Source organism: Microbacterium canaveralium, from assembly GCF_047238045.1.
Taxonomy (GTDB): domain Bacteria; phylum Actinomycetota; class Actinomycetes; order Actinomycetales; family Microbacteriaceae; genus Microbacterium.
Map to the genome: position 1 here is coordinate 3,169,489 of NZ_JBDFMA010000003.1, position 15,728 is coordinate 3,185,216.

The 15,728-nt window shown below is 70.4% G+C and carries 16 protein-coding genes; 10 read left to right on the top strand and 6 right to left on the bottom strand.

All coding sequences use genetic code 11. From position 1 onward, the window contains the following. Positions 1–85: 85 nt before the first annotated feature. Positions 86–1,048 (bottom strand): serine hydrolase, encoded by a 963-nt coding sequence (locus tag ABC271_RS16070; protein ID WP_412925841.1) that lies wholly within the window; start codon positions 1,046–1,048, stop codon positions 86–88. A 48-nt stretch (positions 1,049–1,096) separates the two neighbouring features. After that, complete coding sequence (locus tag ABC271_RS16075; protein WP_412925842.1) at positions 1,097–3,070, bottom strand: M13 family metallopeptidase; 1,974 nt, start codon at positions 3,068–3,070, stop codon at positions 1,097–1,099. 189 nt (positions 3,071–3,259) lie between these two features. Here ABC271_RS16075 and ABC271_RS16080 point away from each other — a divergent pair, with 189 nt between their 5' ends. Together ABC271_RS16080 and ABC271_RS16085 are read left to right on the top strand one after the other, a co-directional pair. After that, entirely contained in the window at positions 3,260–4,588 is a 1,329-nt protein-coding gene (locus tag ABC271_RS16080; RefSeq protein WP_412925843.1) for an MATE family efflux transporter, read from the top strand. A gap of 162 nt (positions 4,589–4,750) precedes the next feature. Continuing rightward, entirely contained in the window at positions 4,751–5,035 is a 285-nt protein-coding gene (locus ABC271_RS16085) for a hypothetical protein (protein ID WP_412925844.1), read from the top strand. 9 nt (positions 5,036–5,044) lie between these two features. Here the strand turns inward: ABC271_RS16085 and ABC271_RS16090 are convergent, their stop codons facing one another. Continuing rightward, positions 5,045–5,686 (bottom strand): TrmH family RNA methyltransferase, encoded by a 642-nt coding sequence (locus ABC271_RS16090; protein ID WP_412926182.1) that lies wholly within the window; start codon positions 5,684–5,686, stop codon positions 5,045–5,047. Positions 5,687–6,186: 500 nt separating this feature from the next. Here ABC271_RS16090 and ABC271_RS16095 point away from each other — a divergent pair, with 500 nt between their 5' ends. From ABC271_RS16095 to ABC271_RS16105, 3 genes are all read left to right on the top strand, one after another. Beyond that, a complete protein-coding gene (locus ABC271_RS16095; protein ID WP_412925845.1) occupies positions 6,187–7,464 on the top strand; it encodes an Nramp family divalent metal transporter in 1,278 nt (425 codons plus the stop codon). Positions 7,465–7,473: 9 nt separating this feature from the next. Further along, complete coding sequence (locus ABC271_RS16100; protein WP_412925846.1) at positions 7,474–8,109, top strand: metal-dependent transcriptional regulator; 636 nt, start codon at positions 7,474–7,476, stop codon at positions 8,107–8,109. Positions 8,110–8,182: 73 nt separating this feature from the next. Beyond that, entirely contained in the window at positions 8,183–8,614 is a 432-nt protein-coding gene (locus ABC271_RS16105; protein WP_412925847.1) for a hypothetical protein, read from the top strand. Here the strand turns inward: ABC271_RS16105 and ABC271_RS16110 are convergent. Continuing rightward, complete coding sequence (locus ABC271_RS16110; RefSeq protein ID WP_412925848.1) at positions 8,563–11,049, bottom strand: HAD-IC family P-type ATPase; 2,487 nt, start codon at positions 11,047–11,049, stop codon at positions 8,563–8,565. The genes ABC271_RS16105 and ABC271_RS16110 overlap by 52 nt on opposite strands. A 42-nt stretch (positions 11,050–11,091) precedes the next feature. Beyond that, on the bottom strand, positions 11,092–12,039 hold the full coding sequence (locus tag ABC271_RS16115; RefSeq protein WP_412925849.1) for an SDR family NAD(P)-dependent oxidoreductase: 948 nt from the start codon (positions 12,037–12,039) through the stop codon (positions 11,092–11,094). Positions 12,040–12,228: 189 nt separating this feature from the next. On the opposite strand from ABC271_RS16115, the gene ABC271_RS16120 reads away from it, so the two are divergent. From ABC271_RS16120 to ABC271_RS16135, 4 genes are all read left to right on the top strand, one after another. After that, a complete protein-coding gene (locus tag ABC271_RS16120; protein WP_412925850.1) occupies positions 12,229–12,402 on the top strand; it encodes a CsbD family protein in 174 nt (57 codons plus the stop codon). Between the two features lie 93 nt (positions 12,403–12,495). Further along, positions 12,496–13,326, top strand: a complete 831-nt coding sequence (locus tag ABC271_RS16125) for an HAD-IIA family hydrolase (RefSeq protein WP_412925851.1) — start codon at positions 12,496–12,498, stop codon at positions 13,324–13,326. Between the two features lies 1 nt (position 13,327). Further along, positions 13,328–13,903: a YdeI/OmpD-associated family protein gene (locus tag ABC271_RS16130; protein WP_412925852.1), complete on the top strand. Its 576-nt coding sequence runs from the start codon at positions 13,328–13,330 to the stop codon at positions 13,901–13,903. A 17-nt stretch (positions 13,904–13,920) separates the two neighbouring features. Beyond that, on the top strand, positions 13,921–14,061 hold the full coding sequence (locus ABC271_RS16135) for a hypothetical protein (protein ID WP_412925853.1): 141 nt from the start codon (positions 13,921–13,923) through the stop codon (positions 14,059–14,061). A 110-nt stretch (positions 14,062–14,171) separates the two neighbouring features. Here the strand turns inward: ABC271_RS16135 and pyrE are convergent, their stop codons facing one another. Next, positions 14,172–14,750, bottom strand: coding sequence for an orotate phosphoribosyltransferase (gene pyrE / locus ABC271_RS16140; protein ID WP_292902855.1), 579 nt, complete (start codon positions 14,748–14,750; stop codon positions 14,172–14,174). Between the two features lie 124 nt (positions 14,751–14,874). On the opposite strand from pyrE, the gene ABC271_RS16145 reads away from it, so the two are divergent. Continuing rightward, positions 14,875–15,720, top strand: coding sequence for an exodeoxyribonuclease III (locus ABC271_RS16145; RefSeq protein WP_412925854.1), 846 nt, complete (start codon positions 14,875–14,877; stop codon positions 15,718–15,720). Positions 15,721–15,728: the final 8 nt, after the last annotated feature.

A 15,728-nucleotide genomic window follows, 5' to 3' on the forward strand; every position in this document is an offset into this window, starting at 1 on the left:
GCAGGCTGCAAGGGAGACGTCAGCGCGATGAAGTCTCGGCGAACCACGGCGGGCCACGGCACCGAACCGCGAGGGGCCGGGGGCCTCAGAACACGTACTCCATCAGCTCGACGCCGAGCACGCGGAAGGCGTCGTGCGCGCGCAGGCGGTGTGCGATCGACAGGTCGTCGAAGTTCACGATCATCGAGAACGCCACGCCGGCGCGCGGCCCGCCGAGCACACCCGCCTCCGCCCGCACCCCCTCGGAGCGCCCCGTCTTGTTGATGAACAGCAGGCCGTGCCGGTCGTTCTCGTGCGCGAACGGATCCAGGCCGGTGGCGGATGCCACGAGCGACAGGTCGTGATTCAGGCTCAGCCACTCGGCGACCTGGGCACTCACGCCCGGTGACACCACTGTGGAGTTGACCAGGCCTGCGAACACGCCCGCCATCTCGCGCGCCGTCGACAGCGCGACGTGCGGCGCGTCGTCGGGTCCGCGGTCGTCGCGGAACCGATCGAGCAGCGCGGTACGGCGCAGGCCGAGCTGTTCGATACGGGAGCGGACCGCGGGCAGCCCCACCCGCTGCAGCAGCGCGTTGGCCGCGAGCGCATCGCCGGTCGAGGCGGCGAGCACCGCCACGTCCGAGAGCGGGAGCGCCGGTGCCTTCAGGTGCTGCCACACTCCCCCGGCGGACGCCGAGTCGACGGTCGAGCGATCGACGATCTCGAGCGCGTCGACGCGGCCCGCCTCGATCGCCGCGGCCACCTCGATGAGCAGCGGCACCACACCGAGCCCCGCGACGGGAAGCGTGACGAAGTCGTCTCCTTCGAGCACCGCCGAGCCGCCGTCGAGGTCGTCGATGCGCACCGAGACCTTGGCACCGGATGCCGCGAGCTCATCGAGCGCCCGGAGCGTCGCCGTGAACGACCGGCGACCGGCGGCCGCCCTCCGGGGCAGACGTCGGGGTCCTTTTCGGGCCGACCCGCGGAGGGCCGGGGCGTCGCGTCGCGACGACTCCACGGGCCCTCCGGCGGGTTCGGGTGTTGCGGGCTCGGGAACCGGTGGCATGCCCACGAGCGTGGCTCCTTCCGGGTCAGGAGAGCAACAAACGCGACCTCACCAAATGGTGACGCGCTGGTCTGCGTCCAACCAGAGGGCGTCGCCCTCGGTCACGTCGAACGCATCGTAGAACGCGTCGATGTTCCGCACGATCTGGTTGCAGCGGAATTCGTTCGGCGAGTGGGGATCGATCGTCAAGAGGCGGATCGTCTCGGCATCCCGCCCCTTCTGCTGCCAGATCTGCGCCCAGCTGAGCAGGAGCCTCTGGATGCCGCTGAACCCGTCGACCGAGGGACCGTCGGCGGGCTCGTCCTCGCCGAGGGAGAGTCGGTACGCGCGGATCGCGATGCCCAGGCCTCCGAGATCGCCGATGTTCTCGCCGATCGTGAGGGCGCCGTTGACGTGGTGCTCGGGGCTCAACCCTTCGGGGACGAGCTCCTCGTACTGGGCGATGAGCGCCTTCGTCCGCTCCTCGAACGCCGCGCGGTCGGCATCCGTCCACCAGTCGCGCAGCGACCCGTCGCCGTCGAAGCGGCTGCCCTGGTCGTCGAAGCCATGGCCGATCTCGTGACCGATCACGGCGCCGATGCCGCCGTAGTTCGCGGCGGCATCCCGGTCGGCGTCGAAGAACGGGTACTGCAGGATCGCCGCCGGGAACACGATCTCGTTCATCAGCGGGTTGTAGTACGCGTTCACCGTCTGGGGCGTCATGTACCACTCGTCGCGGTCGATGGGTTGCCCGACCTTGGCCAGCTGACGGTCGTGCTCCCAGACGTGCGCACGTCGGACGTTACCGACGAGGTCGGCAGCGTCGACCTCGAGCGCGGAGTAGTCCTTCCACTTCACGGGGTAGCCGATCTTCGGCGTGAACGCGTCGAGCTTCGCGAGCGCGCGCTCCCGCGTCTCGGGCGTCATCCACTCCAGCCCGGTGATCGACTCACGGTACGCCTCGATGAGGTTCGTCACGAGCACGTCCATGGCATCCTTCGCCGCGGGCGGGAAGTGACGCTCGACGTAGACCTTGCCCACGGCTTCGCCCAGCGCCGCCTCGACGAGGCCGACGCCGCGCTTCCAGCGCTCGCGGTTCACCGGGACACCGGTGAGCTGCGTCCCGTAGAACGCGAAGTTCTCGGCCACGAACTCCTCGGACAGGAACGCCGCGGCCGAGTGCACGATCGCGAAACGCAGCCACGCCTTCCAGTCCTCGATCCGGGCGTCGACCAGGAGCACCGAGAGGGACTCGACGAAGCTCGGCTGGTAGACGACGACCTCGGCGAAGGCGTCCTCGTGGCCGGGCGCGACTCCCTCGCGCCACGGCACGAGGTCGATCCCGGCGAGACCCACGGTCTCGTCCCACGAGCGGAGGTTGTAGGTCTTCACCGCGTCGCGGCTGTCTTCCCGCGACCAGTGGTGCGTGGCGAGATCGGTCTCGAGCGCGAACACACGATCGGCGGATGCCGCGGGCTCGGCGACACCGGCCAGCTCGAACATGCGCTCGATGTGCGCCCGGTAGGCGGTGCGCGTCTCGGCGAAGTTGTCGAGGCGGTAGTAGCTCTCGTCGGGCAGCGACAGGCCGCCCTGGTAGATCACCGGCACGTAGCGCGTGGGGTTGCCAGGGTCGGGCTCGACGAAGAGGGTCAACAGGCCGCTGACGCCGTCGCGCTCGAGTTCGCCGACGAGCCGGAGGAAGCCGGGCACGTCGCTCACGGCGTCGACGCGCGCGAGCTGGTCGCCCAGCGGTGCCGCTCCCGCCTCCTCGATGCGGGCGGTGTCCATGAAGCTCGCGAACAGGTCGCCGATCTTTCGGGCTTCGCTGCCCGGTTCGGCCTCCTGCGACTCCTCCACGATGGTGCGCACGTCCTTCTCGGCCTGCTCGGCGATGAGATGGAAGCTGCCCCATCGGGCTTTGTCGTCGGGGATCTCGGTGCGCTCAAGCCAGCGGCCGTTCACGTGGCGGAACAGGTCGTCCTGCGGGCGGATCTCGTCGCTCAGTTCTTCGAGCGCGAGACCGGAGCGGGGGGTCTCGGTCATGGAGACAGGATAATTGCCCCGGCTCCACGTCGGCTCCGGATGACGGCCCGCGGTACACAACGAAGGAGAACCCGAAGCCCATCGCCGCCGCACGCCGAAATTCCGCCCCGAGCCGTGCAGATCTCCTTCGTCATGTCGCGGGCGCCACGACATGCCGGTCGTGTCGGAGGGCCGCCCTAGGCTCGAACGGTGACCACACCCGCACCGGCGACCCTGAACCGCGCGATCGTGCGGCTCGCCGTACCCGCGCTGGGCGCCCTGGTCGCCGAGCCGTTGTTCCTCATCGTCGACGGCGCCATGGTGGGTCACCTCGGGGTGGCGCCGCTGGCCGGCCTCGGCATCGCCAGCGCCGTGCTGCAGACCGTGGTCGGGCTGATGGTCTTCCTCGCGTACTCCACGACCCCCGCGGTCGCCCGACGCTACGGCGCGGGCGAGTTGGGGCGAGCGGTCTCGGTCGGCATCGACGGCATGTGGTTCGCGCTCACGATCGGGGCGGTGCTCGCCCTGGTGGGCGTGCTGGCGACGCCGGTGCTCGTCGGCGTGTTCGGTGCGGCACCCGACGTCGCCGAGAACGCCCGCGTCTACCTGTCGATCTCGATGTGGGGCCTACCTGCGATGCTCGTGGTGTTCGCCGCGACGGGGCTGCTGCGCGGCATGCAGGACACCGTCACGCCGCTGTGGATCGCGGGGCTCGGCTTCGGCGCCAACGCGCTGCTCAACGCCCTGTTCATCTACGGCTTCGGCTGGGGCATCGCCGGTTCGGCGGTGGGCACGGTCGTCGCGCAGTGGGGGATGGTGGGCGCCTACGTCGTGATCGCAACGCGCCTGGCGCGGAGGCACGCGGCGTCGCTGCGCCCCGAAGCCGGCGGACTTCGCGGCACGGCGCGATCGGGAGGGTGGCTGTTCGTTCGCACGCTGAGTCTGCGCGCCGCGTTCCTCGCGACGGTGGCGGTGGCCACCGGGGTCGGCTCAGCGGAACTCGCCGGATGGCAGATCGCGTTCACGATCTTCTCGACCGCCGCGTTCGCGTTGGATGCGCTCGCCATCGCGGCGCAGGCGCTCGTCGGCAAATCACTGGGCGCCGGCGACGTCGCCGGAGCGCGTCAGGTCCTGTCCCGCACGGTGGCGTGGGGCCTGTGGTTCGGGGTTGCCGTCGGGGCGCTCGTGGCCGCGGCATCCGGAGTCCTCGGTCTCGTCTTCACGGGTGACCCCGAGATCGCCGCCCTCATCCAGCCGGCGCTCCTCGTGCTCGCGGTCGCCCAACCTCTGGCGTCGTTCGTCTTCGTCCTCGACGGTGTCCTCATCGGCGCCGGCGACGCGCGGTACCTCGCGATCGCGGGGCTGCTCAACCTCGTGCCGTACGTCCCGGCGCTCGTTCTGGTGGCGATGTTCGCGGGCGGGGGCGCCACGGGCCTCGCATGGCTCGCCGCCGCGTTCTTCGGCGTGTACATGCTCGCCCGCGCCGTCACCCTCGGACTCCGGGTTCGTGGGAGAGCGTGGATGACATCGGGTGCCTGAGACGCGCACGCGCCTCGGGGGACGCGGGTGCCTCGACAGGGGCGAGCCATCGCCTGCACTCATGCCCGCAGATCATGTCCGTTCACGACGTGCGCCCGCGTTCCCGCACGGACTTCGCGAGATCTTCACACGCCCGTCACCGGGAGTCCCTATCCTGGTCGCATGCGGGGGCATGTGGTGGCGACGGTGATCGTGGCCGCCGCGCTGATTCTGGCCATGGCCATTTTCTGCGCGGGCGGCTTTTATTTCGTCGAGTACGAGGTGTGGGATGCCTCGACGTCGGCGTACGTGTATCGCAACAGGCCGTTCTCGGGTGCGGTATTCGGAGTCTCGGTGATCCTCAGCGCCGCTGTTCTGTACGCCGCGGCGCTGATGCTCCTGCGGACGGGTCGGGTCCACGGATCGCGCCCCCTCGACGAGTGCCCGCAGCGCACCGAGGTGCACTGACCGTGGGGTTCACGCCCAGCGTCGACACCACTCGTACATGACGACGGCGGCCGCGGAGGCCGCATTGATCGACCGCGTCGACCCGTACTGGGTGATCTCGATCACGCTCGACGCGGCGGCGAGTGCGTCGGGAGAGAGTCCCGGCCCTTCCTGACCGAACAGCAGCACGCAGGCCTCGGGCAGCTCGGCCCGATCGACCGGAACCGATCCCTCGACGTTGTCGATCGCGAGCACGGGGAGGCCCTCCCGGCGCGCCCACTCGACGAACGCGGCGACGTCCTCGTGGTGCCGCACGTGTTGATACCGATCGGTGACCATCGCGCCCCGACGGTTCCAGCGCCGCCTGCCGATGATGTGGACCTCGGCCGCGAGGAAAGCGTTGGCGCTGCGGACGATCGACCCGATGTTGAGGTCGTGCTGCCAGTTCTCGATCGCGACATGGAACGGATGCCGCCGCGCATCGAGGTCGGCGACGATGGCATCCATCGTCCAGTACCGGTACGCGTCGACGACGTTGCGTCGATCACCCTCGGCCAGCAGCTCGCGGTCGTAGCGCGGGTCGTCGGGCCACGCGTCCGGCCCGCCCGGCCACGGCCCCACCCCGTGGAGGGGCGCGGGTGCGTCATCCCCCGGCGTCGCGTCGTCAGGCACCGGTGTCGCGTCTTGGGCGCCCGGCGTCGCGTCTTCGGCGCCCGGCGTCGCGTCTTCGGCGCCCGCCGTCGCGTCTTCGGCGCCCGGCGTCGCGTCGTCAGGCACCGGGGTCGCGTCGCCGTGGGTCACCGGTCCAGGCTATCCGCGGCAGCGGCGCGGCGTTCGGTCGCGCCAAGTTGCACCACCGAACCACCGCACGCGCACTTCCCCGCGACCCAAGCCTCACCCAGCTCCGCTCCACCGCCTCCATCGCGCCAAGTTGCACCACCGAACCACCGCACGCACACTTTGCCGCGACCGAAGAAGTCACCGGCCGCGGCGCTGACCTCGTGCCATTCGGCGCGACGGAACCCCCAGTCGTGCCATCCGGCGCGACGGAACCCCCAGTCGTGCCATTCGGCGCGACTGGGCCCTGCGCAGCACCACGTGACGCGACCGTGCGCGACTTCCGACGACATGCCTCATTTTTCGGTGGCCCGAAATATCGCTAAGGTTTCGGCATGCCGAAAACACTGGATGCCGCGCCCCCGCGCCGCGCCACGCGCCGTGCGGCATGGCTGCTCGGGCCGGCGATGGTCGCGGGCGTGGCCTACCTCGACCCGGGCAACGTCGCCAGCAACATGACGGCCGGGGCCGTCTTCGGCTACCTGCTCGTGTGGGTCGTGGTGCTCGGCAACGTGATGGCGTGGCTGATCCAGTACCTGTCGGCCAAGCTCGGCATCGTGACGGGCGAAAGCCTTCCGCAGCTGTTGGGCCGTCGCATCCAACGCCCCTGGCTGCGGCGGGCCTACTGGGTGCAGGCCGAACTCGTGGCGATGGCCACGGACGTCGCCGAGGTCATCGGCGGCGCGGTCGCGCTCAACCTGCTGTTCGGCATCCCTCTGCTGTGGGGCGGGGTGATCACGGGAGTCGTCTCGATCGCGCTGCTCCTGGTGCAGTCGCGCCGGGGGGCGCGCGCGTTCGAGACCGTCGTGATCGGACTCCTGCTCATCATCGCGGTCGGCTTCACCGCGGGTCTCTTCTTCGCGCCGCCCGACCCGGCGGGCGTCGTCGGCGGACTGCTCCCCCGATTCGACGGCGCGACGTCCGTGCTCCTGGCCGCATCGATCCTCGGCGCGACGATCATGCCCCACGCGATCTACGCCCACTCGGCGCTGAGCCGCGACCGTTTCGCGCCCGCCGAGCCCACCGCGGCCGCCGACCTCGAGGCCGCCCGGGGCGTCTCGACCCGACGGCTCCTGCGGGCGACACGGTGGGACGTCACGATCGCCCTCGCCGTCGCGGGCACGGTGAACCTCGCGATCCTGCTGCTCGCCGCCGCGAACCTGACGGGAGTCGCCGGTACGGACAGCCTCGAAGGCGCCTACGCCGCTCTGCGCGACGGACTCGGGCCGCTGGTCGCGACGTTGTTCGCCGTCGGGCTGCTCGCGAGCGGACTCGCCTCGACGTCCGTGGGGGCGTACGCGGGCGCCGAGATCATGCATGGGTTGCTGCGCATCCGCGTTCCGCTCCTCGTGCGCCGCCTCGTGACGCTCATTCCGGCGCTGCTGATTCTCGGTGTGGGTCTCGACCCCACGGTCGCCCTGGTCCTGAGTCAGGTCGTGTTGTCGTTCGGCATCCCGTTCGCCCTCATCCCCCTCGTGGTGTTGACGTCCCGACGCGAACTCCTCGGGGTGCATCGCAACCGCGCGCTCACGACCGCGGCGGGTGTGGCGGCGTCGGTGTTCCTCGTCGCGCTGAACGCCGTCCTCCTGTGGCTGGTGTTCACCGGAGGTTAGGCTGGGCGCGTGGAATCGCCCGTGGCCGACGACTATCTCAAGGCCATCTACCACCACACCGAGTGGCAGGACGACCCGATCACGCCCTCGCAGCTCGCCGGCGTGCTGAGCCTCGCTCCCTCGAGCGTCACCGAGATGGTGAAGAAGCTCGCCGCGCAGGGGCTCGTGAGCCATCGCCCGTACGGTCCGGTGTCGCTCACGCCTGCCGGTGCGCGGCGGGCGGCGTCGGTCATCCGCCGCCACCGCCTCATCGAGACGTGGCTCGTGCGCGAATTCCACTACTCGTGGGACGAGGTCCACGACGAGGCCGAGATCCTCGAGCACTCGCTGAGCGACCGTCTCCTCGAGGGCATCGACGAGCGGCTCGGACGCCCGCGGTTCGACCCGCACGGAGACGCGATCCCGGATGCCACCGGCGCCGTGCACCGTGAGCCGTTCGTGCTGCTGCAGGACGCCACATCGGGTCATTCAGGACGCGTGCTGCGCGTCAGCGACCGCGATCCCGAGCTGCTTCGCGCGCTGGTGGCGCTGCGCATCGACGTCGGCCACGAACTCGAGGTCGTCTCACCCGACGTCGTCCGCGCCGACGGAGTCGAGGTGCCGCTGCCCGAGGGCGCCGGCGCCTCGGTCTGGCTCGCGCGCTGAGCGCCCCGCGCACGACGCTCCGCCGTTACGCTGACCCCACCGGCTCCCGCGGAGCCACCGAGGGGAGGCATCCATGACCAGCACCGTCGAGGTCCATCGACCTCTCCCCGTCACCGTCGCTGTCGTGCTCGTCTACGTCGGGGGGCTGGCGAACACGGCGCTGGGCGTCCTCGTCCTGCTCTCCCGGTACCAGGTGGATGCCGAAGAGGTGCTGCCCGTGTCGCTCGTGGGCGCCGCCACCATCTTGCTGGGCCTGCTCACCGTCGCCGGGGGCTCCTCGCTCGCCCGCGGCAGCCGCTTGGCGCGGAACCTCCTCACGGCGTACCTGTCGCTGCTCGTGATCCTGCAGGGGCTCGCTCTCGCCCTCACGGAACTCGAGCCGACGATCGTCATCGCGCTGCTGGCCGCGGTGGCGGTGCTCGCCGCGGTCTGGATCCCGCCGACGGCGCGGCGCTACTTCCGGCCCGACACCGTCCCGGTGACGGAGCCCTCACCGATGCTCTGAGCCGCGTCGGCGTCACGGCGAGCGGATGCCGGTATCCGGAGCATTCGCCGCACGAAGCGACGGTGCGCGAACCGCACGATCTCGATCGCGCCGACGGCCGCGATCACGACACCCGTCACGAGCCACGCGCCGTCTTCGCCCGGGTCCTGCAGCTGGAAGAACTGTCCCAGCGCCGGGATCGTGAAGATCGCCGTGAGCGCGATGAACATCGCTCCGATGACCAGCACTTTCACGCGCGTCACCGGGCGCGAGAGAACGGTCAACACCCAGATCGCGACGATCGCGAGAATGATCGTCGCGCCGGTACGCAGTTGCTCGACGCTGAGCCCGAGGGCCATCGCGGCGCGCGTGTACAGCGTCAGCGCGACGGCGATGACGAGACCGGCCGGGATCGCGAAGCTCAGCGACCGGCGGAGGAAACCCGGCACGTATCGCTGCGTGTTCGGAAGCAGCGCGAGGAAGAAGGCCGGGATGCCGATCGTCAGGCCGTCCGTGATCGACAGCTGGCGAGGCAGGAAGGGGAACTCCATGACGAGAGCCCCGAACAGCACCGCGAGGCCCGTCGCGTAGACGGTCTTCGTCAGGAACAGCATCGAGACCCGCTCGATGTTGGCGATGACCTGACGTCCCTCGGCGACCACCGAGGGCAGGTGCGAGAAGCGGCCGTCGAGCAGCACGAGGCGCGCGACCGCCTTCGTCGCCGCGGCGCCGGAGTTCATCGCGATGCCGATGTCGGCGGTCTTGATCGCGAGCGCGTCGTTGACGCCGTCGCCGGTCATGGCCACCACGTGTCCGCGGGCTTGCAGTGCCGAGACCATCCGCTTCTTCTGGTCGGGCGTCACGCGCCCGAAGACGGTGTGCTCCTCGAGGATGCGCCCCAGCTCGACATCGTCGTCGGGCAGGCCGCGCGCGTCGTAGCCCTCGTCGACGTCGAGTCCGACCTCGCGCGCGATCGCCGCGACCGTTCGGGGGTTGTCGCCCGAGATGACGCGCACGGCGACTCCCTGTGCACGGAAGTACGCGAGTGCCTCGGCGGCGTCCGGCCGCACGGCCTCGACGAAGGTCAGCACGGCGACCGCGACGGCGCCGGAGGGGAAGCGTTCGGCCGCGACATCGGCGTCGTCGAGCGCTGCGTCGGTGTGGGCCAGCACGAGGGTGCGACGCCCGGACGACGCCAGGCGGGTCACGGCCGCGCCGAGCTCGCTCGTGGCATCCGCGGCGGTGTCTCCGAACACCATCTCGGGCGCCCCGAGCACCCACGCCCCGGGCGCCGCGCCCTCGAACGAGACCGCGCTCCACTTACGGGCGGACGAGAACGGGATGCGCTGCGCCACCGTCAGCGGCGCCGCGACAGGAAAGGGCTCGCGCAGACACTGGGCGGTCGCGTTCGCGTCCTCCGCCGCGCCGTACCAGGCGAGCGCGTCGCGCCACCCGCCGACCGTCTGCATCTCGAGGGCGGCGTCGAAGCGGATCTCACCGGCGGTCAGGGTGCCTGTCTTGTCGAGGCAGATGACGTTGACGCGCGCGAGGCCCTCGACGGCCGGCAACTCGTTGACCAGCACCTTCTTGCCGGCCAGGCGGGCCGCGCCCACGGCGAAGGCGATGGACGTCATGAGCACGAGACCGAGCGGGATCATCGCCGTCAGCGCCGCAATCGTATTCACGACGGCTTGCGACCACGTGCCCTGCTGCCACGCCTCGACCCATCCGCCGGCGACCATCATCTGGGCGTTCAGGACGAGGAGCCCGATCGGCCCGATGCCCCACCCCACCCACCGGAGCACGCGGTCGATCGAGGTCCGCAGCTCGCTCGAGACGAGCTGGAACCGCTTCGCCTCGGCCGCGAAGGCGTTGGCGTACGACTCCGCCCCGACGCGGGTGACCCGCGCCGTCCCCTCGCCCGCCACGACGATGGATCCCGACAGCGCCTCGTCGCCCGGCCTTTTGTCGACGGCATCCGACTCGCCCGTGAGCATCGACTCGTCGATCTGCAGCGCGCGCGTCTCGACGACCACGGCGTCCGCGGGAACCTGGTCGCCCGCGCGCAGCACGAGCAGGTCGTCGCGGACCACCTCGGCCGGGGCGATCTCGGCGTCGACGCCGTCGCGGCGCACGCGCGCACGGGGGGCGTTCAGCAGCGCGAGGCGGTCGAGCGCCGCCTTGGCGCGGAACTCCTGCACGCACCCGATGACCGCGTTCGAGAGAGCCGCGACGCCGAACAGCGCGTCTTGCCAGCGGCCGAGGACCAGCAACACCAAGAAGCACGCCGCGACGATCCCGTTGAACAGCGTGAAGACGTTGGCGCGCACGATGTTCCACGCCGACCGGCTGCTGTCGGCGGAGAACGCGTTGGTCTGGCCGGCGGCGACCCGCTCGGCGACCGCGGCGGCGGTGAGTCCTCGCGCGTCGCCGACGTCGCCGGTCGCCTGCTCCATGCGTTCACTGTAGGGGCAGGGCCCGACATCGCGGGGGCGGATTCAGGATGCCGCGCGCCGCACCCTCTCGAACGGCCACCGCACGTGCGTCGCGGTCTCGCACGCGAGCCAGAGATCCGCACCGAGGGCGCCGTCGCGCGTCCGCCGCGCGGGAGTCGCCGGACGCGGGGTGCCGCGCACGACCTGCGCCGGCCCGTACATCGCGCCGCCCTCGGCGAGCGGATCGGTCAGCGCGCGCACGAGAGCCCAGGCGCCCTCGTCCTTCGACTGTGTGAACGGCGCCTGCAGGTTGTCGACGAATCGCGTGAGGCGCGTGGGCTCGTTCACCCCGCGGATGCCACGAGTGCGGCCGCTCGTGGAGTACCCGGGGTGCGCGACGAGGCTCTCGACGGGCACGCTGTGCGCGCGCAGGCGGCGGTCCGCCTCGAGAGCGAGTGCCGTCGTGGCCGCCTTCGACTGCACATAGGCGCGCCACGGCGTATACCCCTCGACGAGCTCCGGGTCGGTGGGAACGTGCTTCCAGAGCGAGGTGGACATGCTGCCCACCCACACCATGCGCCCGCGCGCGGTGGCGAGGGGCTTCAAGAGTTCGCCGCCGAGTGCGAAGTGCCCGAGCACGTTGGTGGCGAACACGCGCTCGTGCCCGCCCGCCAGCTCGCGCGTCTTGGGCGGGTGCACGATCCCGGCGTTCATGAGGAGGCCGTCGAGTCGACCCCGGGCGCGGACGGTCGCCGCGGCCGCCCGCACCGAGCCGAGGTTGCTCGTGTCGAGCAGGAGCGTCTCGATCGAGGCATCCGGATGCGTTCGACGCACGGCCGCCTTCGCCAGGACGAGCCGGTTCGGGTTGCGGCCCGTCAGCAGCACATGGGCACCCGCGCCGGCGAGCTGCTCGCACGAGAAGTAGCCGAGACCGCGGGTGGCCCCGGTCACGAGGTACGTGCGGCCCGAGAGGTCGGGAAGGTTCCGGGGGTCCCACTCGTCGCGCGCCACCCTTCGACCCTAACCAGATCCCTCGGCCCCGTCACGGGTGCATTCCGGATGCGGAATACCGATCTCGTGAACTTTTTCGCTCGGTCGTGTGACGAAGGCTCGTGTCGCTACGTCTGAGATGTGAGCACACCGGCTCCGCCGCGGCCATCACCCGGCGCGACGAACGTCATTTCAAGGAAGGAACCGATCATGGGTCTCGACGACAAGATCAAGAACGCCGCACAGGACATCGTGGGCAAGGCGAAGGAAGCGATCGGTAACGCCACCGACAACGACAAGCTCGCCGCCGAGGGCAAGGCCGACCAGGTCAAGGCCGACGCGAAGAAGGCGGGCGAGAACGTCAAGGACGCGTTCAACAAGTAACGCCTCGCTGTGAAGGGCCGCCGCGCTTCGCGCCGGCGGCCCTTTCCGCGTCCACCCCCTCGCCGTGTCGGACCCCGGCGATAGGCTGAGCCCATGCGAACCCGTGGCGACGTGGAGTGCTGGCTCACCGACATGGACGGCGTGCTCGTCCATGAAAACACCCCTGTGCCGGGTGCCTCCGAGCTGCTGGCGCAGTGGCGGGCCGAAGGAACCCCGTTCCTCGTGCTCACCAACAATTCGATCTTCACCCCGCGCGATCTGAGCGCTCGCTTGCGCTCGTCGGGTCTCGTGGTGCCCGAGTCCTCGATCTGGACCTCGGCACTCGCGACGGCGGATTTCCTGCAGTCGCAGATGCCGGGCGGCTCCGCTTTCGTCATCGGCGAGGCGGGGCTCACCACCGCCCTCCACGAGGCCGGCTTCATCATGACCGAGACCTCGCCCGACTACGTCGTGGTCGGCGAGACGCGTAACTACTCGTTCGAGGCCATCACCAAGGCCATCCGCTTCATCCGCGACGGTGCCCGCTTCATCGCCACCAACCCGGATGCCACGGGCCCCTCCCACGAGGGCGTGCTGCCCGCGACAGGCGCGATCGCCGCCCTCATCACGAAGGCCACCGGTAAAGAGCCGTACATCGTGGGCAAGCCGAACCCGATGATGTTCCGCTCCGCCCTGAACCGCATCGGCGCGCACTCCGAGAACACCGGCATGATCGGCGACCGCATGGATACCGACATCGTGGCCGGCATCGAGGCGGGGCTGCACACGGTCCTCGTGATGACCGGCATCAGTGACCAGAACGAGATCGAGAAGTACCCGTTCCGGCCCGATGAGATCCTGGCATCCGTCGCCGATCTCGTCCGCGACGAGCCCATCGAAACCGACCTCGCCGACGGCGAAGAGGGTCTGAGCGAAGGCCTGTGACATGGGTGTGCTCGACGACGGGGTGAAGGTCGCGGCGATCGACGCCGTCGAGTGGAGCCTGTGGCTCGAAGAGAACCACACCGTGTCGAAGGGCGCGTGGCTCCTGCGCGGCCGCGGAGCCGAAGCGGGCCGCTACATCGAGTACGAGGATGCCATCTGCGAAGCGCTGCGCTTCGGGTGGATCGACGGCCCCGTTCGCGTGTTCGATGAACTCAGCTCGGGGCTGTGGTTCGCGCCGCGCAAGCCGAAGAGCGGGTGGGCGGCCACGAACAAAGCCCGCATCGCGCGACTGGAGGCGGAAGGTCGGCTGCGTCCCGCCGGCATCCGCGCGCTCGAGGTGGCCCGCGCCAACGGCGCATGGGAGCTGCTCGACGGACCCGAGGCGGGTATCGAGCCGCCCGAGCTCACCGCGGCGCTGAACGCCCTGCCCGCCGCGCGGGCGAACTGGGACACGTTCCCCCCGTCGAGCCGAAAGTTCGGACTCACGCAGATCGCGATGGCGGTGCGACCGGAGACGCGCGACGCGCGGATCGCGAAGATCGTGGCCGACGCCGCTCAGGGGAAACGCCCCGTGTAATCGGAGAGGATCGACCCGTGGACGATCGCACCCTCTGGCTGGGAACGGCCTTCCTCATCACCGCCGGCACGCTCGTGGCGTTCATCGTGCAGTGGCGCCGCTCCCGGCGGGGCAACCGCCGCGACCCGTTCGACGGCCCGGGAGACGGCGGCGACTGACGGCTGGCTGCGGCGGGGCGAGGCGCCGATGGACCATGGCGGTAGGGTCTCGGTATCCCGTGCCGGCACCGCACACCGGCCCCGCCGCACGCGCGGCAGGCGGTGACGGATTACTGCGGCTGCAGGCCCAGGTCGTCGAGGTCGATGGACGCCAGCCACTGCAGGCCCGCGGCCTCGATCGCGGCCTGCGCGCCCGTCTTACGGTCCACGATCACGGCGACCGCGACGACCTCCGCGCCTTCGCGGCGCAGCGCCTCGACGGCCTTGAGAGCGGACTGACCGGTGGTCGAGGTGTCCTCGACGACCACGACGCGCTTGCCCGCGACATCCGCGCCCTCGATCTGGCGGCCGCGGCCGTGGTCCTTCGGCTCCTTGCGCACGACGAACGCGTCGAGCGGGTGGCCCGCGTGCACCGACTCGTGCATCACCGCGTTGGCGATCGGGTCGGCGCCGAGGGTGAGCCCACCGACGGCGACGACGCCGTCGAGGTCCTTCACGAGGTCGAGCACGAGGCGGCCGATCGCGGGGGCGGCGCGGTGGTCGAGCGTGAGCTTGCGCATGTCGACGTAATACGTCGCCTTCTTGCCGCTCGAAAGGGTGAAGTCGCCGTGGAACACCGCCTCGGCGTTGATGAGGCCGATGAGGGCCTGACGGTCGGCTTCGAGCTCGGGCGTGGAGGCGGCAGTCACGGCGTCGATTCTATGTGTCCATATAGATCACGTCGGTCGTGATCAGAGCGGATCAGCCTCCTCCGCCACGTCAGGCCCGGGCGCACGCAAGAGCATGTCCCCGGCCGAAAGTAGGCTGGATGCCATGCGCTTGGCCACCTGGAACGTCAACTCCGTCCGCGCCCGCGTCGCCCGCACCGTCGAGTTCGCCGTGCGCGAGCACATCGACGTTCTGGCGATGCAGGAGATCAAGTGCAAGACGGAGCAGTTCCCGTACGCCGCGTTCGAAGAGGCCGGGTACCACGTCGTCGCCCACGGTCTGAACCAGTGGAACGGCGTCGCGATCGCGAGCCGTGAGCCGATCGAGGACGTCGAGATCGGCTTTCCCGGAATGCCCGGGTTCGAGAAGGGCAAAGAGGGTCCTGACCTTCCGAAAGAGGCGCGCGCGATCGGCGCGACGATCGACGGTGTGCGGGTGTGGAGCCTGTACGTGCCGAACGGCCGCGGGCTCGACGACCCGCATTACCGCTACAAGCTCGACTGGCTCGAAGCCCTGCGCCGCCACACCGAGGACACTCTCGCAGCCGACCCGGGCCTGGCCCTGGCCCTCACCGGCGACTTCAACATCGCGCCGACGGATGCCGACAACGGCGATCCCACGGTGATCGAGGGCGTGACTACCCACGTCTCGCCGCCCGAGCGCGCCGCGTTCGCGGCGTTCGAATCCGCGGGGCTCACCGACGTCGTGCGGCCGCTCATCCCCACCGGCTACACGTACTGGGACTACAAGCAGCTGCGCTTCCCCCGCAACGAGGGGCTGCGGATCGACTTCATCCTCGGCTCCCCGGCGTTCGCCGACGCGGTGCAGGGCGCCGAGATCCACCGCAACGAGCGCAAGGGCGAGGCACCCAGCGACCACGTGCCCGTCGTCGCCGACCTCGACCTCTCGCGGAACGAGGACGACGACGATCTGCCGATGATCTTCGGCTGACGGCATCC

Bases quoted from the DNA above. Each gene is read 5' to 3' on its own strand.
- ABC271_RS16075 (WP_412925842.1), bottom strand. From the start codon at position 3,070: ATGACCGAGACCCCCCGCTCCGGTCTCGCGCTCGAAGAACTGAGCGAC.
- ABC271_RS16085 (WP_412925844.1), top strand. From the start codon at position 4,751: ATGCGGGGGCATGTGGTGGCGACGGTGATCGTGGCCGCCGCGCTGATT.
- ABC271_RS16110 (WP_412925848.1), bottom strand. From the start codon at position 11,049: ATGGAGCAGGCGACCGGCGACGTCGGCGACGCGCGAGGACTCACCGCC.
- ABC271_RS16095 (WP_412925845.1), top strand. From the start codon at position 6,187: ATGCCGAAAACACTGGATGCCGCGCCCCCGCGCCGCGCCACGCGCCGT.
- ABC271_RS16130 (WP_412925852.1), top strand. From the start codon at position 13,328: ATGGGTGTGCTCGACGACGGGGTGAAGGTCGCGGCGATCGACGCCGTC.
- ABC271_RS16105 (WP_412925847.1), top strand. From the start codon at position 8,183: ATGACCAGCACCGTCGAGGTCCATCGACCTCTCCCCGTCACCGTCGCT.
- ABC271_RS16125 (WP_412925851.1), top strand. From the start codon at position 12,496: ATGCGAACCCGTGGCGACGTGGAGTGCTGGCTCACCGACATGGACGGC.
- ABC271_RS16145 (WP_412925854.1), top strand. From the start codon at position 14,875: ATGCGCTTGGCCACCTGGAACGTCAACTCCGTCCGCGCCCGCGTCGCC.
- ABC271_RS16070 (WP_412925841.1), bottom strand. From the start codon at position 1,048: ATGCCACCGGTTCCCGAGCCCGCAACACCCGAACCCGCCGGAGGGCCC.
- ABC271_RS16120 (WP_412925850.1), top strand. From the start codon at position 12,229: ATGGGTCTCGACGACAAGATCAAGAACGCCGCACAGGACATCGTGGGC.